This is a genomic window from Campylobacter sp. JMF_06 NA1 (assembly GCF_027737785.1).
Classification (GTDB): Bacteria; Campylobacterota; Campylobacteria; order Campylobacterales; family Campylobacteraceae; genus Campylobacter_B.
In genome coordinates, this window is record NZ_JAOVUA010000002.1 from 140971 (window position 1) to 162721 (window position 21751).

Below are 21751 nucleotides of genomic sequence, written 5' to 3' on the forward strand. Positions count from 1 at the left end.
ATGAGAGAAATTTCAGTTAAATTTACAAGCAAATCTTTGAGTAAAGAGTATTCTATCAGCCTAGAAGATGAGTTTGCGCTCAGCTTCGAGCGGGACTGGCGCGAGATCGCAAAAGATGGTTTGCATGTAGATGTGGGCGAGCTTTTGAAGGCATATATTCAAAAGAGTTATGAAAATTATATGTTTTCTAGCAAAATAGAGGCTATTTCAAAAAACATCGATGAAGGAGTGAAAAGATGAGCAAAGGCGGAGCAGGCGGTAGCGGACTAGGTAGTTTGATTTTAATCATAGTTGTGATTTTTTTCGGCGTTAAGGTTGTGTGGCCGAAATTTACATCTCTTACAGACGGACCATTGGCGGCTTCTGCTGTGACGGATTTGGATAGGTTTTTTAAGGATATTAAAATGGACTATGATGCGCAAGGCAGATTTCGAGAGCTTAAAAACATGACGAGCGTGCGCCAGTTTAGCGACGAGGATTTAAATGCAAAAGTCGTAGTCGGCAAGCCTATCAAATACGGCGTGGGCGTCAAATCTAAGGGAAATATGGAAATGTGTGCAGATATCACGCTCAAACACGACGGAAATTTATACTTTATGGAGCTTTATCCTATAAACAAAAAAAGCAATCTTTGCAAAACTTTCCATAATTTAGAGACATTTAAAAAATATTCTCGCTTTAATGTAGGTAGAGGCTGATTAAAAAATCAGCCCTCCAAGTCCAAATTTAATCATCAACGAAAAAATAATCAAAACCCCAAGCCCAGCGAAAAATCCAGCCAAAATATCATCGCTCATCACGCCCAGACCGCCCTTGATATCGCGATCGGCGCGCCCTATGATAGATGGCTTCCATATATCAAAAACCCTAAATAGCACAAGAGATAAAATCATCGCAAGCCACGAAAGCTGGCTAGCTTCAAAGCCAGAAATAATCTGCGCGAAATCTATCCCATACACTTCGCCCACGCTAGCACCGATGCTCATAGCGATCCACACGCCCACGACCTCGTCGATTACGATTTCACTATTATCGTGCGAGCCGACCTGTTTTTCGTATTCGTCAATGATTTTTAGCGAGATTACAAAAACCAGAGCAGCGCACAAAAACAGCGTCGTTCCTCCCGCAAATGCTAAAATCACAAGCCCTACAATCCAGCCTGCCACGCTCCCCCAAGTCCCAGGCGCAGGTCGCAAAAGCCCACTTCCAAAAAATGTAACAAATAGCTTATTCAAATTTTCTCCTTTTAAATTTCAAATTTCAAGTTTTTAGCGCGCTGGTTTGATACAGCCTCATTAACTCTTCGTAAAATTCACTCTCGCTTCTAGGCTCGATAAGCCCGTCGTTAGGGAATAAATCATCGTAAAGGGCTTGCAAATCGGCGAAGCGATTAGGAAAAAGCTCGGCCAAAATCATCGCCGAAATCTCCTTTCGCATGAAAAGCGCAGGCGGCAAAATCCCAGCATAGAGCATGGCTTTGAGATTGCGCGTGTGATAATGCACATGGTGGTGCGAGCCGTGCGGGCAGTTTTTCACGCTGGAAAGGACCTTGCATTTGTTGCAATACACATACTCTGGCATGAGCCAAATTTCGAAATTTTCGTAATCGCAAAAATCCAGCACAGAGTGCATATCGCCGTGGTCGAAATACCCCGCCACATGCTTGTGTTTTTGCCCAAAGACGACCTTATTTATGCCTAGATTGTGCGCTATGGCGCATTCAAGCGTGGGGTCGGAGTGGTTGTTTAACGCGCTAAAATCGTTTAAATCTATGAGCAAAACCCGCCCTTTTACAAGAAAATTTTCGCACAAAAACTCCAAGGTTTTTTTGCGCAAATTTGCGCTAAATGCGTCGCTTCTGCTTGAACCTACCAAAAAAATCACCACAAAATCAGCCTTGTCTATCATTAGGCGAAGTAACCTTTCATGCACCCTGTGCAAGGGATCTGCCATGGTGAAAAAGGCTGAAATTCTGGGATTTTTGAAGCTTGATTTTCGCGCGAAAAATTCCGCAAACTCATCACCAATTATGCGCGAATTTAGGCTAAGCTCGCCCTTAATCGCCTCGTTTCCTGGGCGTTTGTTTTCAAAAACGGAGTTTTGTTTTTCTTCGTCCGTGATTTTTTGCGATGAAATAATTTTTAATTTTCCGCAAATTTCGCCTTCACAGATCAAATTCACTTCCGCGCCAAGTCTAAATTTCCCCGCTACAAAGGCGAAATTTTTGCCGTTTTTTAGCCTATCTTCGCCCCCAAATGCCCCAAATTTCAAAAGGTGCAGGGCGCAAAGCTCGCTTTTTGAAATTTCAATGCTATTTTTTTCGCGTGATACCATATTTTTTTCTCTTTTCCCAAAGCGATTTTCGCGAAATCCCCAAAATCGAGGCGAGTTCAGAGTCGAAATACTCGCCCTGATACGCTAAAATCGCAAATTTCAAATACTCTTCCAGGCTTAAAATTTTGTTTTTTGCGCAGTATGGAGAGAGTAAAATTTGATTTGAGTTTTCGCTAAATTCCATAGAGCAAACCTCCAAAACTAGCCGTTTTTCGGCGAAATTTGATAAAATTTGCGCTCTTTTGGCAGGTGATGTTTTATCAAATTTTTGCACGAATAAAATTTCATCTTTTATTTTTAAGTTTTCGCAATCCTCGCCATTGGCGATTATGATTTTTGCGCCAAAATTTTGGGCGATTTGATGAGCGCATAAAAGGCGCGAAATTTCATCATAACCCTTTAAAAAAAGCGGAAATTTGAGCTTTTGCGCGTTTATTTTTGGCGTGTCGTAAATTTCTTTTAGCGCGCGCAAGAGTTCGTCGTTTCGCTCTTTTTCACGCAAAATTTGTTTAAAATATGCGTAGTGATCGAGCTTTTTGATGAGATCTTCTATCATAAACGGCTTTAAAATATAATCCGTCGCGCCCGCATTTATGGGCGCTGTAACCGTGTCGTTGCTGATGTATGATACTAGCATTATCACGACTGCGTTTTTGTGGCGCGCAATCACGCTTAGCAAATCGCCACTCCCCCACGATGATGAGAGTAAAACAGCGTCGAACTCCCCAGCGTTCAGGGCTAGTGGCAGGGTGGAAACCACGGTGCATTGGTGGTTTAGCGCGCTTAGTTTTAGGCTAAGTGAGTTTGCCAGATAGCTTTCCTTTTCGGCGATTAAGATTTTCAAAACTAATCCTTGATAAGCAGTTTTTTCCAGTCAAAATATTTTAAATTCACACTCGCAATCACCGCAATGCCCTCGCTTCGCCCTACAAAGCCTAGTTTTTCGGTTGTGGTCGCTTTGACATTTACCTTGCGCGTGGCTAAAATTTCGCACAAAGCTTTTCGCATTTGCTCTTTGTATGGGCTTAGTTTGGGTTTTTGCGCCATTATGGTAATGTCTGCATTTACGATTTCAAAGCCATAGCGGTGAATTTTATCTGTTACTTTTCGTAACAAAATTTTCGAATCAATCCCTTTGTAAGCCTCGTCTGTATCAGGGAAAAGCTCGCCAATATCGCCAATCCCAGCTGCACCGCACATTGCATCGATTAGCGCGTGAATCGCCACATCGCCGTCGCTGTGAGCGATGAGCGAATACTCGCAAGGTATTTTTACGCCACAAAGCGTGATAAACGAGCCAGCTTCTAGCGCATGCACATCAAAACCGTTTCCGCAAAATGTCTCCGTGCAAACGCTAGGAAAATTAAAATTTTCTAAATCGCAAATTCGAGTGATTTTTCTAGCCGAAATTTCGCCCTTTACAAAGCTAAGGCTCCCGCCCACGCTCTTTATGGCTAAGCTATCGTCTGTGAAAATTTGCTCGCTTTGCAAGGCTTTTTTTAACAAATTTGTGCGCGAGAGTTGTGGGGTTTGGATTAGTTTGATTTCGTCGCGCGCTATCTCGCACTCGCCCAAATACGCCGTGTCATTTACGCCTAAATATGGGCTTACGCAGTCAAATTTGCCTAAATTTTCAAGTAGCGAGTTTATGAGATTTTGAGAAATACTAGCCCGCGCCACATCGCTTACTAAAACAAACTCGCTTTGCACCATTTCAAGGGCATTTTTAAGCGATTTTTGGCGCATATCGCCACCGGAGACAAATTCGAATTCATCGCAAAATGAGCGCATGTATTTTAAATCTTGCGGATTAGCTACGATTATGATTTTTGCGAAATTTGCCTTTTTTGCGAGATCTTTGGCGACATGTAGCCACAGCGGATCATCGCCTATGCGAAGCCACTGCTTTTTTACGGGGCTAGCAAAGCGCGTAGAATCCCCAGCGGCGAGTAAAACGAGTGATATTTCAGACATTTGATTTCCTAAAATTTTAAAAATGTTACGAAATTATACATATTAAATTTAAAAAATAGTGAAATTTTGGCTAAATTTTGCAAATTTTGCCAAGCGGTGTTACGAATTTAAACACGCAAAAAAGATTTAAATTTTGCTTTTTTGTAGTAAAATTCTATCAAATTTCACAAATTTTCGCATGAAAGGTCAAAAATGCAAACCCCAAATTTAAAAGACTGCGCAACCCCAACTCAACTTTTTTACGCTAAAAATGGTGTTATCACCCCACAAATGGAGGCTGTCGCAAAAACAGAGTGTTTGGAAGCCGAATTTATCCGCTCTCAAATCGCACAGGGAAAACTCATAATCCCAGCTAACATAAATCACAAAAACCTAGTTCCTATGGGCATTGGCAGGGCACTAAAATGCAAAATCAACGCAAATATCGGCTCTTCTAGTCTTAGTAGCGGCATAGATGAAGAGATCGAAAAATTGCGCCTTTCGATAAAATACGGCGCAGACACCGTCATGGATCTAAGCACGGGCGGGGATTTGGACGAAATTCGCCGTGCAATCATCGCAAATTCAACCGTTCCAATCGGCACGGTGCCGATTTATCAAATTATCCATGACATTAAGGATTTAGACAACCTAACGCCACAAATTATGCTTGATTGTATCGAAAAACAGGCTAAGCAAGGCGTTGATTATTTCACTATTCACGCTGGATTTTTGCTTAAATTTATGCCGCTTGTTGCCAAACGCAAAATGGGAATCGTAAGCAGGGGCGGCTCATTAATGGCGAGCTGGATGATGAAACACCATAAAGAAAATCCGTTTTACGAAAATTTTGACGCCATTTGCGATATTTGCGCGAGATACGATGTTTCGCTCTCACTGGGCGATAGTTTAAGGCCCGGCTGCTTGTATGACGCCACAGACGAAGCCCAAATGAGCGAACTAGCCGAGCTTGGCAAACTTGCAATTAGAGCAAATGCAAAAAATGTTCAAGTTATGATTGAAGGTCCCGGTCATGTGCCGTTTAATCAGATTGAATTTAATATGAAAGAAGAGCAAAGACTTTGTAACGACGCTCCGTTTTACATACTTGGACCACTTCCCACAGACATCGGCGCAGGGTATGATCATATCACAAGTGCGATTGGCGGGACGATGGCAGCGTTTCACGGGGCTAGCATGCTTTGCTATGTTACGCCAAAAGAGCATTTGGGTTTGCCAAACGCAAAAGATGTCAGAGAGGGCATAATAGCCCATAAAATCGCAGCCCACGCCGCAGATGTCGCTCTTGGCAAAAAAGGAGCGATCGAGCGAGATCACGCTATGAGCGACGCTAGATATAAATTTGACTGGAACAAGCAGTTTGAGCTCTCCCTTGATCCTGAGCGTGCGCGCGAATATCACGACGAGAGCCTGCCTGATGAGGGCTTCAAAAATGCAGAATTTTGCTCAATGTGCGGACCAAAATTTTGCGCTTACAAGATTTCAAAGCAAATCGCAGAGCAAAATTGCGAACACTTTCCAAAAGAGAATAAATGAATAAAACTGCCTTAATTACGGGAGCTAGTAGCGGTTTGGGGCGCGAGTTTGCGCGGATTTGTGCTGAGGGCGGATATGATTTGGTTATCACAGCGCGAAATACTGACGCGCTAAACGCCCTAAAAAACGAGCTTGAAGCTAAATTTGGCGTGAGAGTTTTTATCTTTGGGGCGGATTTATCGCAAAATATTAGCGCGGATAAAATTTGCGAATTTGTCCGTGAAAATTCCCTAAAAATCGATATTTTAATCAACAACGCAGGTTTTGGCGACCATGATGAATTTACTAAAAGTAATCTAAAAAAACAGCTTGAAATGGTGCAAGTAAATATCGCTAGTTTGCTAAATTTAACGCACTATTTCGCAAATTTAATGATTGAGCAAAATGGCGGAAAAATCCTAAATATCGCCTCTGCTGCCTCGCTCACAGCGGGTCCAAAAATGAGCGTGTATTACGCAAGCAAGGCATTTGTGCGAAATTTCAGCGTAGCCCTAGGCGAAGAGCTTCGCGCGCAAAATATCAGCGTTACGGCGTTTTGCCCGGGTCCTGTGGCTACAAATTTTGGCGAAAGGGCAAATGTAAAAAACGCTAAAATTTTTGCGCGTTCAGATGACGCTGGCGCCGTGGCAAGGCGAGGGTTTGAGGCGATGATGAGTGGCAAAACGCTAGTGTATGACGGCAGGTTTATGCTTCTAGCGAACCTTTTGACTCGCATTTTCCCGCTTAAATTTTGCGCCAAAGTAACAGGCTTTTTAAACGGCTAAATTTAAAAAAAATTTCAAACTTTTTAAATATAATGCGCCTTTTATCAAATTTCAAAGAAAGAGGAAAAATGAGTAAAGACGAAATTTTAAACGCGCTTCGAGGCGTGATTTATCCGGGGTTTTCGAAATCTATCGTTGATTTTGGCTTTGTAAAAAGCGTGAGTGAGGGCGAAAATCCTGTGATAGATATCGAAATCCCAAGCCAAAAAAGCGAAATTTCAATGCAGATTAAGGCTGAAATTTTAAATTTAATCCCAACTGCGCAAATTTCGATTAAAACACCAAAACTAGCCCCCGAGCAGAGCAATTCGCGCTCTGGTAAAAATATCGCCCCACAAATCAAACATTTTGTGATGATTAGCTCAGGCAAAGGTGGCGTTGGCAAATCCACAACAACCCTAAATTTGGCGATTTCGCTCGCAAAACTTGGTAAAAAAGTAGGCGTGCTAGACGCTGATATTTATGGTCCAAACATGCCACGCATGCTAGGCGAAGAAAACACCCAAGCTAGCGTAATTGGACAGAGATTAAAGCCAATCGAAAGCCACGGAATCGAAATGATGAGTATGGGCGTGCTAATCGAAGCAGGTCAGGGGCTAATGTGGCGTGGGGCAATGATAATGAAGGCAATCGAACAGCTTCTAAAAGATGTCGCGTGGAGTGATTTAGATGTGCTTTTCATCGATATGCCACCTGGAACTGGCGATGCGCAAATTACGCTTGCCCAAAGCGTGCCAGTAACAGCTGGTGTGTGCGTAACCACGCCTCAAACCGTAGCCTTAGATGACGGCGCTAGGGGGCTTGATATGTTTGAGAAGCTCCATATCCCGGTGGCTGGAATCATTGAGAATATGAGCGGATTTATCTGCCCTGATAATGGCAAAGAATACGATATTTTCGGTCGTGGCGGTGCGCAAAAGCTAGCTAGTGCTTACAATACCAAAGTCATCGGCGAAATCCCAATCGAAATCGCAATCCGCGAGGGCGGCGATAATGGCAAGCCAATTAGCTTTTATGCGCCAGATTCTGTGAGCGCGAAACGCTACGAGCAGGCTGCGCGCGCGCTGTGGGAAAAAATCGAAGAGGTTGATAGGGAGAATTTGGCTGATAATTCAGCGATTCAACCACAGGCTTAAATTTCAAATTTCACCTACCAAACGGCGAATTTTTGCCGTTTGGTATATAAATTTCATATATCACAAATCGTTATTTCATATTTGACTTTAAATCGTTTTTATTGATACAATCTCGCAAAAATCCAAATTTAAGAAAATATATGAAATTTAACGATATTAAAATTTTACTAGCTGGAATTTGCGCTTTTATCGTGGCTATCGGCACGGCGCGATTTGCTTTTACAGCACTTTTGCCACCAATGCTAGGTGATTTTTTAAGCGTAGAACGGGCTGGAATTCTAGCCTTTGCAAACTACACTGGATACTTCGTAGGCTCCTTTGCCACGGTCTTTGTGCGCGGGGGAGAGTTTAAAATTTTGCTTTTTAAACTAGCACTTTTTCTAAGCATTTTTACGACAATTATTTTAGCATTTAGCGAAAATTACTACCTTTGGTTTGGCGCGAGAGTGGCCGCAGGAGTGGGTTCGGCGCTGGTTATGGGCGTGGGTTCGTCATTTGTCTTTGACCTGCTATCTCATAACAAACAGGCTATGGCGTTTTATTTTGGTGCGGCTGGTATTTCTATCGTGCTAACCTCGCTTGTGGGAAATTTAGCTCTTGTGTTTTTTCACTGGAAAATCGCGTGGGTTTTTTTGATAGTTTTTTCGCTTCCTTTAAGCATTTTCGCGCTAAATACACTCACGCCTAGGCGTGGTAAAAACGCCAAATTTTTGGTCGCAAAAAGCGAAAAATTGCCAAATTTGCTAATTTTGAAAATTTTAATCTTCGCATATTTTTTGGAGGGCATGGGATTTGTGGTGCAGGCTAGCTTTTTGCCCGATATCATAAACCGTGTAAAAGGGCTAGAAAATATGGGCACTTATGCGTGGTATTTGGTGGGCGTTTTCGCGATGTTTGGGCCGTTTGTGTGGGTGAATTTGGGGCGGAGATTTGGCGGAGTAGAGATGATGATAGCCTCGCTTTTGCTACAAATTTTAGGGATTTTAATCCCAGTGTTTAGCCAAAATTTAATCTTAAATTTATTAAGCGGTGCTATATATGGAAACACGATGATGGGGCTAACTGCGCTATTTATGAGCTATGGGGCGAGTCTAGCGCCCAAATCATCGGCACCGATTATGAGTGCGCTAACGGCTGCGTATGCCATAGGAACGATAATCGCGCCGTTGTATTGTGCTAAAATCTTTAATATCTATCAAAGCTACGATAGGGCGCTAGTTTTAACCGCGATTTTTGTGGGACTTAGCGCACTTAGTCTAGGGGTGATAAAATTTTTAAAAAAGGAGCAAAAATGCCACTTATCAATGTCAAAATGACTATCGAGGACGGCGGTTTGAGCGTGGAGCAGAAGGGGGATTTAGTCCGCGAGCTAACAGACGCTTTTGTGAAAGTCGTAGGGCGTGGAGAGAAAACTTGCGTCGTCATCATAGATGAGCTTAGCACCGATAACTACGCAATCGGAGGCGAGACGATAACAAATATCCGCAAAAAGCAAAATTCTTAAATTTGATAAAATTTCTTAAATTTGGAGATAAAAATGGATTCAAATTTATTAAAAGTTTTTGTCGCAGTCGCTGGTGAGCGAAGCGGTGCAAGGCGAAGCCGAAGCAGGCGTCCTTGACTACCGCCCAAAGGTAGCTTCGCTTGAAATCGTCCGAATTTGCGCCTTACTACGCCAACTATGTCTTGAATATTTTTTAGAAAATTAAACAAATTTCTTTTTTTGTCATTCTGAGCGGAGTGTAATGGAGCGAAGAATCTCTTGATTAAATTTAAAGTTGAATTATTTTTGTAAATTTGAGTATCGTGGGGTGAGCTAGGATACCCGTCTTGCGAAACTTGATAATCCAAAAATACCAATTCTACAACAATTCATAAAATAAATGTTACAAATTTTGATATATGAGTCTAAATTTGCACAAAATCATCATTTTTAACCAAATTTCTTAAAAAATTTAAGCAAATTCTTGGGGGGGGGGGGTATAATGATTGGAAAATTATTTTAGGAGTAAAAATGTCGGGCTGGGCTTTGTTATTACTATTTATAGGCGATTTGTTATGTTTGTTTTTTATTGAAAATGTTATTAAAAATAAGTTTCTTAACATTATTTTATATCTTTTGTCGATAATTATCAGTATAATCTTTTTTGCAAATTTATTTTTTAACTCTGATTTTTCAGTCGTATTAAAAATAATTATTGCGATTGTTTGCCTATTTTTGATATTTTTTTCAACAATTGGCAAAATTTTTCTACCTATCCCTGAAAAATTCCTTGATGATGAAGAAAAATGTATGAAAATACACATTAAAAATAGCAAAAAAATGTTGGAAATTTATAAAATTCTTACCGATGAAAAAGATATAGATATGTGTTGTAGCAAACAATATTATCATTTTTCATATAAATTTGATTTATTATCCGATGCAGAAAAAGAGATTGCTCAATACTTATTTATGAATACGCATAGCCTAGGCGGTGATTATTTTGGTTCATCTATGCAAGTATCCAAAGACCCATCGCCAATGTATATTAGTTATGATGAAAGATGGAGATTTGCTTATTCGCCTTTATTTAACGGACACGATTTAGATAAAATTGTAAGCAAAAAAATGTTTTATCAAAAATATCTTACCCTGCTTTCATATCTTGAAAATTTTTTGGATAATATGTTAATAAAACTTAGAAATTTATCTTTACATTAAACACCGTAGGGTGACAAGATTGCCACCTTACTAGACCACGAAGCCATAGAGCTGGATAAAAATTAAATAAGGGAGAATAATATGGAAAATCAAGAAGAGATTGTTTTGGGAACTTTTAGCGACGAAGAGCTTAACAGTCAAACAGATGAATATGATAATTTTGAAGAAGAGTCATCAGAACCTCAAAACAAAGAAGAACAATAAATTGGTTTAGCAGGATAAAGTTGATATAATTTTATATTAACTTTATCCCAAAAATAGGAGCATAAAATATGGAAGAAATCAAACTCGGAACTTTCACGCAAGAAGATTTAAAAGAAGAAGTTGGTAGCGAAGAAATCGTTAATACATCAGTTAAACAATCTAAAAAAATCACTTTAAAAGATATTGATTTAACTAACCGTTTTACAGGCATTTCAGATGGCACAAAAGTAGCCAAGCCTTGCCATTTTGCCGCAAGGGAAGGATTAAGCGAAATAGCAAATGATGGATTTTATCTTTTACACGCAGTAGGCGATATAAAAAGCGAAGCATTAAAAAACGACCAGTCCATTTTATACACTCTAAGTTATAAAATCATAAATACCCCATTAGATGAATTAGATGAAAAAGTAGCACAGGGGCTAATAGATGAGATTAGGTGGCCGTATGAGACTATAAATGATATTTTTCATACACTAGCCGAACATGATTTTTTTGTCAAAATAGATAATAAAACCAGATTAAACACCTCTATTGATAATCTCTTTAAACGACCATTATATGTCAAATTGCAAAGTGCTATTGATGAACTGAATAAAAGGGGTGTAACTTTAAAAACAGATAATCAAGATTGGATAAATATTATAAAAGAACATAAAAAAAATCAACTAGAAGCAAAAATAAGAGATTTAAAAGCATTGGGAACAGAAAATGCTAATAAAATAGCAAATACACTCGAAGAAGATTTGAAAAATATGTCAGACCCACATTATGTCGATATAGATTATGTAGCCAGAAAAGATGTTTTGCTTGAATTTACAAGTGTTGGTCATTTATTCAAATGTAAATTAGAAGACGAAACGGATGAAATGAAAGCTGATAGCAAAGCTATGGGTCGGCTTTGGAATGATATTATGGATACCGAACCACAAAATATAGACTTTGACGCTACTATTGAGAAAATAAAAGCTATTAGATACAAATATGAAAAATCATGGCGCAAACCAGATCTTAGAGATTATCTTGATGATGATAAAAAAAGATAAATTAGAAAATTTTAAACAGGCAAATATCCCAACTACAATGATTTGCAGGAAGGATAATGTCCCAAATATCGAGCAGTATCTACGAGATATGAAATTATAAATTTATCCCAAAAATAGGAGTATAAAACATGGAAGAAATCAAACTCGGAACTTTCGCACAAGAAGATTTAAAAGAAGAAGTTGGTAGCGAAGAAATCGTTAATTTGCCACAAAAACCTAAGAAAATCACATTGAAAGATATTGATTTTTCTGACCGCAATAGCCTTCTTGGAACTGGCGAAAAAGTAGCCAAACCTTGCAGTTTTGGAGCAAGAGAAGGGCTTGCTGAAAGAGCGAAAGATATGAATGGATTATATTATTCTATTGCAGAATCGCTCGGAGAACCTGTTGGGGAGAACAAAGCATTGATTCTTGATCAAAATTATTCAAAAGCTTTGGGTATTAAAATTATGAATACACCACTTGATGAATTAGATGAAGAAATTGCAGAAAATTTGATTAATGAAATTCGTTGGCCTTATGAAACAATATCTAAAATTCGCATAAAATTGGCAACAGAAGAACTACACTATATAGAAATAAATAATAATACTAAACTAGACATTTCAAAACACCCGTTATATGCTAAATTGCAAAAAGCGATTGATGAACTAAATAAAAGAGGTGTAGTATTTAATGTAAGTAATGGCAGAATGATTGAACTCGAAAAAAAGGAACGAGAAATTTTAGGAGAAGATTATTCCAAATACAGACATAGCATAAAAATATAAGGTTTGTTAAATGGCAGAAGAAAAATTATCACAAGAAGAAATAAAAAAACTGCAAGAAGCTTATAAGCCAACAGAATAATATCAAAATAATCTTTCCCTCAAACACTGCCTTGGTAAATTTTGCTTGAAATTTAGCAAGGCAAATTTTCTCCTTTATTATCAAATTAAGCTTTATTTTGATAAAATCGCGCCTTTTAAATTACAAAAAGGAAATCTATGCAAATCCCAGAAAAGGTCGTTCCGCGCGATAAAATCATCGTTCGCACAGGGCTAGTTGGAATTCTTACAAATGTGATTTTGGCGCTGTTTAAGGGGGCGATTGGGTTTTTCACAAACTCCATTGCTATCGTAATTGACGCTATAAACAATCTAAGCGATGTGCTAAGCTCGGTCATTACGATTGTAGGGCTAAAACTTGCTGGCAAAAAGCCAGACAAAGAGCACCCTTATGGGCATGGCAGGATTGAGTATCTCACGGCTTTAAGTATCGGCGTGATTATCCTATATGCGGGGTTTGCGGCGCTTATTAGCTGTGTGCGCAAGATTTTTGCTCCACTCACGCCAGATTACGACGGCGTTTCGTTATTTTTGATTGCAGTTGCGGTCGTAGTAAAAATCGTGCTTGGCTCATACACCCAAAAAATGGGCGTTAGAGCGAATTCTGACTCGCTAATCGCAAGTGGGATTGACGCGAAATTTGACGCGTTAGTGTCGTTTTCGACGCTAGTGGCGGCGTTTATTTTTATATTTTTCGGCGTGGCTTTGGAGGCGTATTTGGGCGTGATTATTTCGCTATTGCTTATCAAAACAGCTGCCGAAATTTTAAAAGACACTATCAATAAAATTTTAGGAAGTCCCCTAAATATCGAGATTGCAAAGCAAATTTATACCGAAATCAAGAAAATCGACGGCGTGCTTGGCGCGTATGATTTGATGTTTCACGACTACGGCCCTGATAAAATGCTGGGCTCCGTGCATATCGAAGTTAGCGAGGATATGAGCGCGGCTAGCATAGATACACTCACGCGAAAAATTCAGAGTGAAATTTTTGCCAAATTTAGCGTGGTTATCGATACTGTGGGCATTTATGCGCTAAATTTAAAAGATGAGCAAACCGCTAAAATTTATAGCGAAATTCAAAAAATAGTTTTTAGCGATGAAAAAATTTTGCAAATGCACGGATTTTACGCAAATTTGACCGAAAAAATCATCAGTTTTGATGTGATTATTGATTTTGACGCGATTAACCGCGAGCAAATCCACCAAAATATCATCAAAGAAGTCAGCGCGAAATTTAGCGATTATGAAATTTTAATCGCCCTTGATAGCGATTATAGTGCCTAAATTTTGGCTAAATTTAGCCTTTTTTTGTATAATCGCAAAATTTTAAATTCCAAGGATCAAAAATGATAGAAATTAAAGATTTAGTAATGCGTTTTGGCAAACAGCTGCTGTTTGAAAATGTAAATTTGACGCTTTTAAAGGGCCATAGATACGGACTAATCGGCGCAAACGGCGCAGGTAAATCGACGCTACTTAAAATTTTAAGTGGCGAGGTCGAGCATAGTAGCGGCGAAATACTCGTCGAAAACGGCCGCAAAATCGGCGTTTTGGGGCAAAATCAATTTGCGTTTGAGGAATTTTTGGTAAAAGACGCTGTTTTGTATGGCAACAAACGCCTTTACGACGCCGTCAAAGAAAAAGAAAAACTCTACGAAAGCCCCGAATTTACCGATGAAATCAACGACCGCTTGGCTGAGCTTGAAATCATCTGCGCCGAAGAAGACCCAAACTACGAGTATGAGACAAGAATCGAGAAAATTTTAAGCTCGCTGGGATTTAGCGAAGATGAATTTGGCAAAAAAATGAGCGAAATCGAGGCTAGCGACAAGGTCAAAATTTTACTAGCTCAGGTGCTGTTTCCTAAGCCAGATATTTTGTTTTTAGACGAGCCGACAAACAACCTTGACATCGACGCGATTGCGTGGTTGGAGTTCGAGCTAAACCGCCACGAAGGCACTATGGTCGTCATCAGCCACGATAGACACTTCCTAAACCGCGTCTGCACGGACATTTTGGATGTGGATTTCAAAAAGGTGCGTGAGTTTAGCGGGAATTATGATGATTGGTTTATCGCTGCAAATTTGATAAAAAAACAGGCTGAATTCGAGCGTGATAAAAAGGTCAAAGAAAAGGCAGAACTCGAAAAATTTATCGCCCGTTTTAGCGCAAACGCTAGCAAGGCTAAACAAGCCACTTCAAGGCAAAAACTGCTCGATAAAATCGACATTAGCGAGATTGCGACATCTTCTCGCAGGGAGCCAAGCATACTTTTTAAACTAGGGCGCGAGATTGGAAATGAGATTTTAGAACTTAGCGAGATTGATAAGAGTTTCGGCGAGGTTAAAATTTTGCAAAATTTCAATTTAAAGCTCTTAAAAGGCGATAAAATCGCCGTTATCGGGCGAAACGGCGTGGGTAAATCGACGCTGTGCAAGATCATCGTGGGCGAAATGGCGCCAGATAAGGGCAAAGTGCATGTGGGCGCGACTATCGAGCAAGGATACTTCGCGCAGGATACGAGCTCGGCGGTGAGTGGCGAAGCGAAGCTGTATGATTATCTCAGAGATGAGAAAAACAAGGATTTAGACGAAATTCGCAAGTGCCTTGGGCGAATGCTTTTTAGTGGGGCTGAGCAAGAAAAAAGCGTGGGTGCGCTAAGCGGCGGCGAAAAGCACCGCGTAATGCTAAGCAAACTAATGCTAACTAAGCCAAATTTTTTGGTGCTTGATGAGCCAAACAACCACCTTGATTTGGAGGCGATTATCGCTCTTGGCGAAGCGCTGTATAACTTCGCTGGGTGCGTGATTTGCGTGAGCCACGACCGCGAATTAATCGACGCTTTTGCAAATCGAATTTTGCATTTAAAGGGAAACGGCGAGATTGTGGATTTTCGTGGGACTTACGAAGAATACAGAGCGAGCCTGGGGGAAGAGTGATGATAAAAGTGCGTGTTAATGGGCGTGAGTGCGAATTTGACGCTGATATGAGCGTGGAAGAATTTTTGCTTACGCAAGGGTTTGATTTGCGTTTTATCGCCGTGGAAGCCGACGGAGAGATTTTATCAAAAACGCTTTGGAAAAGTTCGCAAATTTCAGATTTTAAAATTTATGAAATCGTCGAATTTGTCGGTGGTGGGTGAAATGCTGAATTTAAAAAACGAAAGCGAATTTAGGGCTGAAATTTTCGCGCGAAATCCGCGTGGCGTGAGCGAAATTTTATCACGCGCCAGGGTTTGCATACTAGGAACTGGTGGGCTTGGCTCAAATGTCGCTATAATGCTTACTCGCGCTGGTGTGAGCGAGTTTTTTATCATCGATTTTGACATTGTCGAGCCGTCAAATTTAAATCGCCAGCACTACGCCTTAAAGCATTTAGGAAGCCCTAAAATAGAAGCTTTAAAAGAGCAAATTTTGGGTATTAACCCTTATGCGAAAGTGCAAATTTTAAATGAAAAAATCACTAGCGAAAATGTGCGCCATATTTTAAAAAACGAAAAAATCATCTGCGAGTGCTTTGACGGAGCCGAAAATAAGGCGATGATAGCGAATTTATCGGCTGAGTTTAAAGATAAAATTTTCGTTTGCGCTTCGGGTATGGCGGGTCTTGGGGAGGCAAATTTTATCCAAACTCGCAAATTTGGAGCGAATTTATATATTTGTGGCGATAGCACAAGCGGTGCAGGGCTTGAAAATGGGCTAATTTCTGCGCGAGTAATGCTATGCGCCGCCCACCAAGCAAACGCCGTGATAAATTTAATATTGAACCGAGCCTAATTTTATGGCTATATTTCGTTAATTTTCGCCTTTTGCTTGAAATCTTAAAATTAATTCAGATTTTCTTTGTATAATCTCACAAATCACAAAATTTAAAGGAAATTTCAATGGATAAATTAGTTTTGGGTGGCAAGGAATTTTCGTCTCGCTTCATAATGGGTTCTGGTAAATTCGACCACGAAATGATAGAAGCGTGTGTAAATGACGCAGGTTGCGAGATAGTTACCTTGGCACTGCGTCGTGTAAATGAGAGCAAAACTCGCAATATTTTAGATTTCATACCAAAAAGCGTTACGCTTTTGCCAAACACAAGCGGTGCTAGAAACGCAGATGAAGCCGTGCGTATCGCAAAACTCGCACGCGAGCTTGGCTGTGGGGATTTTGTAAAAATCGAGATTATCACAGATAGCAAATTTTTATTCCCCGATAATTACGAAACCATTAAAGCGACCGAAATTCTAGCAAATGACGGATTTATCGTGCTTCCGTATATGCACGCTGATTTAAATGTGGCTCGTAGCCTAAAAAACGCAGGAGCAGCCGCTGTAATGCCGCTTGGTGCGCCCATTGGCTCAAATCGTGGGCTTATGATGAGAGATATGATTGAAATTTTAGTCGGCGAAGTGGATTTGCCGATCATCGTCGATGCAGGTATCGGTCGCCCAAGCCAAGCGTGTGAAGCCATGGAAATGGGCTGTGCCGCGGTCATGGTAAATACCGCAATCGCCACTTCTAGCGATTTAGTCCAAATGGCAAAAGCTTTCGCAAGTGCGATAAATGCAGGGCGAGACGCCTATAATGCCAAATTTGGCGCGGTGCGAAATACTGCCGCGGCAAGTTCGCCACTAACAGGCTTTTTAAGGGACTAAAATGGAAAAAATAGACCACATGAAATACCTAGCACACATGCAAGCAATCGATGATGGCTTAATGCAAAAAGTGCTAAATTTAAGGCAAAATTATGACCCAAACGCTTATGATGAAGCCGATGTTTTAAGGGCGATAGAGAAAAAAAATAGAAATTTAGACGATTTTGGCGCACTTCTAAGCGTAGTCGGGGCTAAATTTTTAGAAGAGTTAGCAAGGGCGAGTATGAGTGAAACTAGGGCAAAATTTGGCAATAATATCTCGCTTTTTACGCCGATTTACATTTCAAATTATTGCGATAATAACTGCGTGTATTGCGGATTTAGCAAAAAAAATCAAATTAAAAGAGCCAAGCTTAGCGATGATGAGCTAATAGCCGAATACGAAGCGATAAAAAAGAGCGGACTTGAAGAGCTTTTGGTGCTAACAGGCGAGAGCAGGGTTGATAGCGATGTAAGCTATATCGCTCATGCGTGTGAAATCGCCAAAAAATATTTCAAGGTCGTAGGCGTGGAAATTTATCCTTTAAATTCCGATGAATACGCTACCCTGCATAACTCAGGCGTGGATTTTGTAACCGTTTTTCAAGAGACATACAACACAGAAAAATACGCAAAACTGCATTTAGAAGGCAATAAGCGAATTTTCCCGTATCGCTTCAATGCCCAAGAAAGGGCGATAATGGGCGGTATGCGTGGAGTGGGCTTTGCGGCACTTTTAGGTCTTGATGATTTTCGCAAGGATGCCTTTGCTACGGGCGCGCATGCGTATTTGTTGCAACAAAAATACCCGCACGCCGAAATCGCCTTTTCGGTTCCAAGACTTCGACCGATAATAAATAATAATAAAATCAACCCGCGAGATGTCCATGAAAAGGAGCTTTTGCAGGTGATTACGGCGTATAGACTACTAATCCCTAGTGCGAATATCACGATTTCGACGCGCGAAAGGGCTGGTTTTAGAGATGAAGCGATTAAAATCGCCACAAATAAAATTTCAGCAGGAGTAAGTGTGGGTATCGGCGGACACAGCCAAAAAAAGGGCGACGAGCAGTTTGAGATAGATGACGGACGAAGCGTGGCTGAGGTTTGTGCTGCGATTAGGAGTGCGGGGTTAGCGCCACTGATGAGCGAGTATATTTATCTGTAAATTTGCGAAATTTGGAGCGAAAAAGTGAAGATCACGGCGATTTCAAATTTAGAGCTTTGTGGCGGAAAAGAGGCGTTGAAAGAGAAAATTTCACGCCTTTGCGAAGCCGGGATTAGCGAAATAATCTTGCGTGAGAAAAATTTGAACGAGAGCGAATACTGCGCACTTTTTTGCGAAGTTTTGCAAATTTGCAACCATTTTGGCGTTCGCCTTTTTTTGCATAATTTTTTGGATTTAGCCTTTGATTTGGAGCATAAATTTATTTGGCTTCCTTTGGGCGTGTTGCAAAATTTCAGGCAAAATTCCACGCGAAATTTAAGCGAATTTGAAAAAATCGTGGTTTCGGCTCACAGCACGGGTGAAGCTAAAATAGCCCTAAATTTGGGTGCAAATGCACTTTGTTTGAGCCATATTTTTCCGACAAATTGTAAGGAAAATTTAGAGCCAAAGGGGCTAGATTTGATTCGCAATGTGCGTGAATTTTGGGGTGGCGAAATTTATGCCCTTGGCGGGATAAATTCTAGTAATTTTCGCTTAGCACTGGGCATGGGTGCCGATAATATCGCCATTATGAGCGAAGCGATGACATGCGAAAACGAAATAAAATTTTTAGAAAAATTCCTATAATTTTTTATTGTTCGAATTAAATAAATTTCGCCACTAGTGTCATTGCGAGGCGATTTATCGCCGAAGCAATCCAGAGATTGCAAAATTTAAAACACCTGACGGCGTGCTAGATTGCTTCGCTTTCTGCGAAAGCTCGCAATGACGGAAATTTTATAAAAAGGATTAAATTTTGGAAAATAATGAAAATTTAAACAATCAAAATTTAAAAGAGAAAAACAAGGCTATTTTTGATGAAATGGCTAGTGCTGTTAAGAATTATGACCCAAAAGAAGAATATGGAGCAAAAACAAAACGCATAATAATAGTCGAACTAATTATTGGGTATTTTATGGCTATATTTTCTTTATTGAATTATTTTGATTACCCAACAAAAGCAAATTTAAACGAAGCAAAAACACATATAGGCAAAGTAGTAGATATAGAAATCCCAAACCCTAGTTTTGGTAGGCGACCATATCACAATTCAAATTCTTGCTTTATACACTTTGAAAATTTAGACGGAACGAAAGAAAAGTTGGTTGCTAAAAATTGCACTTATGAAATAATGCCAAAAATTTGGAAAGCAAATGAAATTAAAATTTATGAAACTCCGATTTTTGGTATGAGTTTTATATATCAAATTATAAATAATAAAAATCTAATCTTATATTCAATGACAAATGGTGATTTATTGGAAGCGTGTAGTGGAAAAATAACTTTTATACTAATATTTATATTAACATTTCCAATAGGTTTGTATTCGCATATCAAATTGATAAAAATTAAAAACAAGGAGAAAAAATGAAATTTCCAAATTTCAAAGCAAGAAATGATGCTGCCGATGCAGTATCACAAGTAGTATTGTAGAGTAGATATTCTTGCTTACAAAAATAATGCAAATTTCTTTTTATTGTCCTATTATGTTTGTCGTTGCAAGAGAATAAATCCGTTATGGTAATCTACAAGCCAAAATTTACAAAAAAATTCTAAAAATAGAATTTAATCAAATTTTGGAATTTGGCTAAATTTAAAATCGTTCAATGCTAAATTTTAGGTTGAATTTTGAATTTAAATTTCTCTGGATTGCTTCGCTTTCTGCGAAAGCTCGCAATGACAGCAAATTTAGCGATAGGAATTTTTACTCGTAGATTGCCACGCTGTGCAAAAAGCGTCTTGACACTTTGCTTGTGCTCGCAATGACAGATTAGAGTAAATTTCACATTGACACAAATCAAGCTCTAAATAATAAAATTTATCGCAAAAATAAGCAACAATCAAGTTTTTTTAGAATAAAATTACAGGTTTTGTAATCTAAGTCTAAATAAATTTGAGGGAAAAAATGTCGGCAGTTATTTCAAATTTTATTTTCACCCTTGCTTTGGGATTTTACGCGCTTACTTGTTTGCAGTGGTTTTCGTATCGCCCGGAGCGCGTAATGCACCATTTCACCAAGCCTATGTGGCATTTGTATTTTTTCATAATCCCAGTTTTGGCTCAAATCGCGGCCATGTTTTGCCCGTTTTATTACGTAGCCTTGGGCGTGGTAACGGCTAGTTATATCGCTGTTTTGGCACTTTGGCACAGGGGGCTGGACAAAAAGCTAGTTTTTACCGATCGCATAAAAAGGGCGTTTGCATACATAGCCTCGTTTGCGGTGATTGTGGGGATTGCGGAAATTTTGATTGATATTAAATTTTCAACCGATATTAAAATTCCAGCTGTTATCGCGCTATTTGTGGGATTGTTTTTTCATTTCAGATACGAAAAAACGCTTTTTAATCGCTTCAAAGCTAGCGCGCTAGCCAAGCTAGGCACGATGAATAATCTAATCATCGTCCAAATCACGGCAAGTTACGGCAAGACGAGTATCAAAAACTTCCTTTATGATATCCTTAGCCCGCACTTTGTCTGCTACAAGACCCCGCGCTCGGTAAATACGCTAGCTGGGATTGTAAAGGACATAAACGATGATTTGCCAAAAAACACTCAGGTCTATATCGCAGAAGCAGGTGCCAGACTGCCCGGCGATATCGCCGAAATCACCGAATTTTTGCGCCCGCAAATTGTAGTTGTAGGCGAGATTGGTGCGCAACATTTGGAGTATTTCAAAAGCGTAGAAAATATCCGCGCTACCAAGCTTGAAGCGCTAAATTCACCGCGTCTAAAACACGCATTTGTGCATTCTAGCACGCTTTGCCACAACAGTGCCACGATTAGCACCTATGATATCGGCACGAAGGTGATTAGCTCGACACTAGACGGGATTAAATTTAGCCTTAAAATCAATGACGAAAATTTCAGACTCTCTGCGCCAGTACTTGGCGAGTTTAACGCGCAAAATCTCAGCGCATGTGTCATGGTAGCGAGGTTTTTGGGGGTAAATGATGTCTATATCCACAACGCAGTCGAAAAAGTCAGAAGCGTCGAACACCGCCTCCAAAAGATCGAAAACGGCGGCAAAATCATCATTGATGACGCATTTAACGGCAATCTAGCCGGTATGCTAGCTAGCTACGAACTATGCAAAACTTACAAGGGCAACAAGGTCATCGTAACGCCCGGAATCGTCGAATCCACCAAAGAAGATAATGAAATTTTAGCCAAAAAAATCGATGAGGTTTTTGATCTCGTGATAATAACTGGCGAGTTAAATTTAAAAACACTCAAAGACAATATAAATCCCGGCAAGGTCTATGTGCTAAAAGATAAATCGAAAATGGTTGAAATTTTGGCTAAATATACCAAAGCAGGGGATTTGGTGCTGTTTTCTAACGACGCGCCAAATTTCATATAAATTTTAAATTTTGATTATTTTTAACCCAAAATTT

25 protein-coding genes are annotated in these 21751 nt (G+C 39.9%); 20 read left to right on the forward strand and 5 right to left on the reverse strand.

The features are described 5' to 3' along the window. On the forward strand, positions 1 to 240 hold the full coding sequence (locus OFO07_RS03435) for a hypothetical protein (protein ID WP_270868940.1): 240 nt from the start codon (positions 1 to 3) through the stop codon (positions 238 to 240). Then, the gene (locus OFO07_RS03440; protein WP_270870936.1) at positions 237 to 698 is read left to right on the forward strand and encodes a hypothetical protein; all 462 of its coding nucleotides are present in this window, start codon (positions 237 to 239) and stop codon (positions 696 to 698) included. Before OFO07_RS03435 ends, OFO07_RS03440 begins: the two co-directional genes overlap by 4 nt. Here OFO07_RS03440 and OFO07_RS03445 read toward each other — a convergent pair whose 3' ends face one another. Genes OFO07_RS03445 through OFO07_RS03460 form a run of 4 tightly spaced genes read right to left on the reverse strand, consistent with a single transcriptional unit; the run spans position 699 to position 4308 of the window. Then, positions 699 to 1235 (reverse strand): phosphatidylglycerophosphatase A family protein, encoded by a 537-nt coding sequence (locus OFO07_RS03445; RefSeq protein WP_270870937.1) that lies wholly within the window; start codon positions 1233 to 1235, stop codon positions 699 to 701. Positions 1236 to 1260: 25 nt separating this feature from the next. Next, positions 1261 to 2334 carry a sulfate adenylyltransferase gene (locus OFO07_RS03450; RefSeq protein WP_270870938.1) on the reverse strand — a complete coding sequence of 358 codons (1074 nt, stop codon included), beginning with the start codon at positions 2332 to 2334 and terminating at the stop codon, positions 1261 to 1263. After that, positions 2312 to 3178: a hypothetical protein gene (locus OFO07_RS03455; RefSeq protein ID WP_270870939.1), complete on the reverse strand. Its 867-nt coding sequence runs from the start codon at positions 3176 to 3178 to the stop codon at positions 2312 to 2314. Before OFO07_RS03455 ends, OFO07_RS03450 begins: the two co-directional genes overlap by 23 nt. A gap of 2 nt (positions 3179 to 3180) precedes the next feature. Beyond that, the gene (locus OFO07_RS03460; RefSeq protein ID WP_270870940.1) at positions 3181 to 4308 is read right to left on the reverse strand and encodes a bifunctional 2-C-methyl-D-erythritol 4-phosphate cytidylyltransferase/2-C-methyl-D-erythritol 2,4-cyclodiphosphate synthase; all 1128 of its coding nucleotides are present in this window, start codon (positions 4306 to 4308) and stop codon (positions 3181 to 3183) included. Between the two features lie 192 nt (positions 4309 to 4500). On the opposite strand from OFO07_RS03460, the gene thiC reads away from it, so the two are divergent. The 5 genes from thiC to OFO07_RS03485 all read left to right on the forward strand — a co-directional run bounded on the left by thiC (position 4501) and on the right by OFO07_RS03485 (position 9248). After that, positions 4501 to 5844, forward strand: a complete 1344-nt coding sequence (thiC, locus tag OFO07_RS03465; protein ID WP_270870941.1) for a phosphomethylpyrimidine synthase ThiC — start codon at positions 4501 to 4503, stop codon at positions 5842 to 5844. After that, positions 5841 to 6608: an SDR family NAD(P)-dependent oxidoreductase gene (locus tag OFO07_RS03470; protein ID WP_270870942.1), complete on the forward strand. Its 768-nt coding sequence runs from the start codon at positions 5841 to 5843 to the stop codon at positions 6606 to 6608. The genes thiC and OFO07_RS03470 overlap by 4 nt, the downstream gene beginning before the upstream one ends. A gap of 68 nt (positions 6609 to 6676) precedes the next feature. Continuing rightward, positions 6677 to 7744, forward strand: a complete 1068-nt coding sequence (locus OFO07_RS03475) for an Mrp/NBP35 family ATP-binding protein (protein ID WP_270866730.1) — start codon at positions 6677 to 6679, stop codon at positions 7742 to 7744. Between the two features lie 140 nt (positions 7745 to 7884). Continuing rightward, positions 7885 to 9060, forward strand: coding sequence for a YbfB/YjiJ family MFS transporter (locus OFO07_RS03480; RefSeq protein ID WP_270870943.1), 1176 nt, complete (start codon positions 7885 to 7887; stop codon positions 9058 to 9060). Further along, positions 9036 to 9248, forward strand: a complete 213-nt coding sequence (locus OFO07_RS03485; protein WP_270869135.1) for a tautomerase family protein — start codon at positions 9036 to 9038, stop codon at positions 9246 to 9248. The genes OFO07_RS03480 and OFO07_RS03485 overlap by 25 nt, the downstream gene beginning before the upstream one ends. Here OFO07_RS03485 and OFO07_RS03490 read toward each other — a convergent pair. Further along, entirely contained in the window at positions 9245 to 9604 is a 360-nt protein-coding gene (locus OFO07_RS03490) for a hypothetical protein (protein ID WP_270870944.1), read from the reverse strand. The genes OFO07_RS03485 and OFO07_RS03490 overlap by 4 nt on opposite strands. Before the next feature lie 154 nt (positions 9605 to 9758). Between OFO07_RS03490 and OFO07_RS03495 the strand changes: the two genes are divergently transcribed. The 13 genes from OFO07_RS03495 to OFO07_RS03555 all read left to right on the forward strand — a co-directional run bounded on the left by OFO07_RS03495 (position 9759) and on the right by OFO07_RS03555 (position 21717). Further along, a complete protein-coding gene (locus tag OFO07_RS03495) occupies positions 9759 to 10448 on the forward strand; it encodes a hypothetical protein (protein ID WP_270870945.1) in 690 nt (229 codons plus the stop codon). 81 nt (positions 10449 to 10529) lie between these two features. Next, the gene (locus OFO07_RS03500) at positions 10530 to 10652 is read left to right on the forward strand and encodes a hypothetical protein (RefSeq protein ID WP_270870946.1); all 123 of its coding nucleotides are present in this window, start codon (positions 10530 to 10532) and stop codon (positions 10650 to 10652) included. A 68-nt stretch (positions 10653 to 10720) separates the two neighbouring features. Then, a complete protein-coding gene (locus tag OFO07_RS03505; protein ID WP_270870947.1) occupies positions 10721 to 11695 on the forward strand; it encodes a hypothetical protein in 975 nt (324 codons plus the stop codon). Between the two features lie 128 nt (positions 11696 to 11823). Further along, the gene (locus OFO07_RS03510; RefSeq protein WP_270870948.1) at positions 11824 to 12465 is read left to right on the forward strand and encodes a hypothetical protein; all 642 of its coding nucleotides are present in this window, start codon (positions 11824 to 11826) and stop codon (positions 12463 to 12465) included. 216 nt (positions 12466 to 12681) lie between these two features. Beyond that, positions 12682 to 13809 carry a cation diffusion facilitator family transporter gene (locus tag OFO07_RS03515; RefSeq protein ID WP_270870949.1) on the forward strand — a complete coding sequence of 376 codons (1128 nt, stop codon included), beginning with the start codon at positions 12682 to 12684 and terminating at the stop codon, positions 13807 to 13809. 62 nt (positions 13810 to 13871) lie between these two features. Continuing rightward, positions 13872 to 15464, forward strand: coding sequence for an ABC-F family ATP-binding cassette domain-containing protein (locus OFO07_RS03520; protein ID WP_270870950.1), 1593 nt, complete (start codon positions 13872 to 13874; stop codon positions 15462 to 15464). Further along, positions 15464 to 15667, forward strand: coding sequence for a sulfur carrier protein ThiS (gene thiS, locus OFO07_RS03525; RefSeq protein ID WP_270870951.1), 204 nt, complete (start codon positions 15464 to 15466; stop codon positions 15665 to 15667). Before OFO07_RS03520 ends, thiS begins: the two co-directional genes overlap by 1 nt. Before the next feature lies 1 nt (position 15668). Next, positions 15669 to 16301 carry a sulfur carrier protein ThiS adenylyltransferase ThiF gene (gene thiF / locus OFO07_RS03530; RefSeq protein ID WP_270870952.1) on the forward strand — a complete coding sequence of 211 codons (633 nt, stop codon included), beginning with the start codon at positions 15669 to 15671 and terminating at the stop codon, positions 16299 to 16301. 107 nt (positions 16302 to 16408) lie between these two features. Continuing rightward, the gene (locus OFO07_RS03535) at positions 16409 to 17170 is read left to right on the forward strand and encodes a thiazole synthase (RefSeq protein ID WP_270870953.1); all 762 of its coding nucleotides are present in this window, start codon (positions 16409 to 16411) and stop codon (positions 17168 to 17170) included. A 1-nt stretch (position 17171) separates the two neighbouring features. Beyond that, positions 17172 to 18317, forward strand: coding sequence for a 2-iminoacetate synthase ThiH (thiH, locus tag OFO07_RS03540; RefSeq protein WP_270870954.1), 1146 nt, complete (start codon positions 17172 to 17174; stop codon positions 18315 to 18317). A 24-nt stretch (positions 18318 to 18341) separates the two neighbouring features. Beyond that, positions 18342 to 18944: a thiamine phosphate synthase gene (locus tag OFO07_RS03545; protein WP_270870955.1), complete on the forward strand. Its 603-nt coding sequence runs from the start codon at positions 18342 to 18344 to the stop codon at positions 18942 to 18944. 169 nt (positions 18945 to 19113) lie between these two features. Then, on the forward strand, positions 19114 to 19728 hold the full coding sequence (locus tag OFO07_RS03550) for a hypothetical protein (protein WP_270870956.1): 615 nt from the start codon (positions 19114 to 19116) through the stop codon (positions 19726 to 19728). Positions 19729 to 20262: 534 nt separating this feature from the next. Continuing rightward, on the forward strand, positions 20263 to 21717 hold the full coding sequence (locus OFO07_RS03555; RefSeq protein WP_270870957.1) for a Mur ligase family protein: 1455 nt from the start codon (positions 20263 to 20265) through the stop codon (positions 21715 to 21717). The last annotated feature ends 34 nt before the right edge of the window (positions 21718 to 21751 follow it).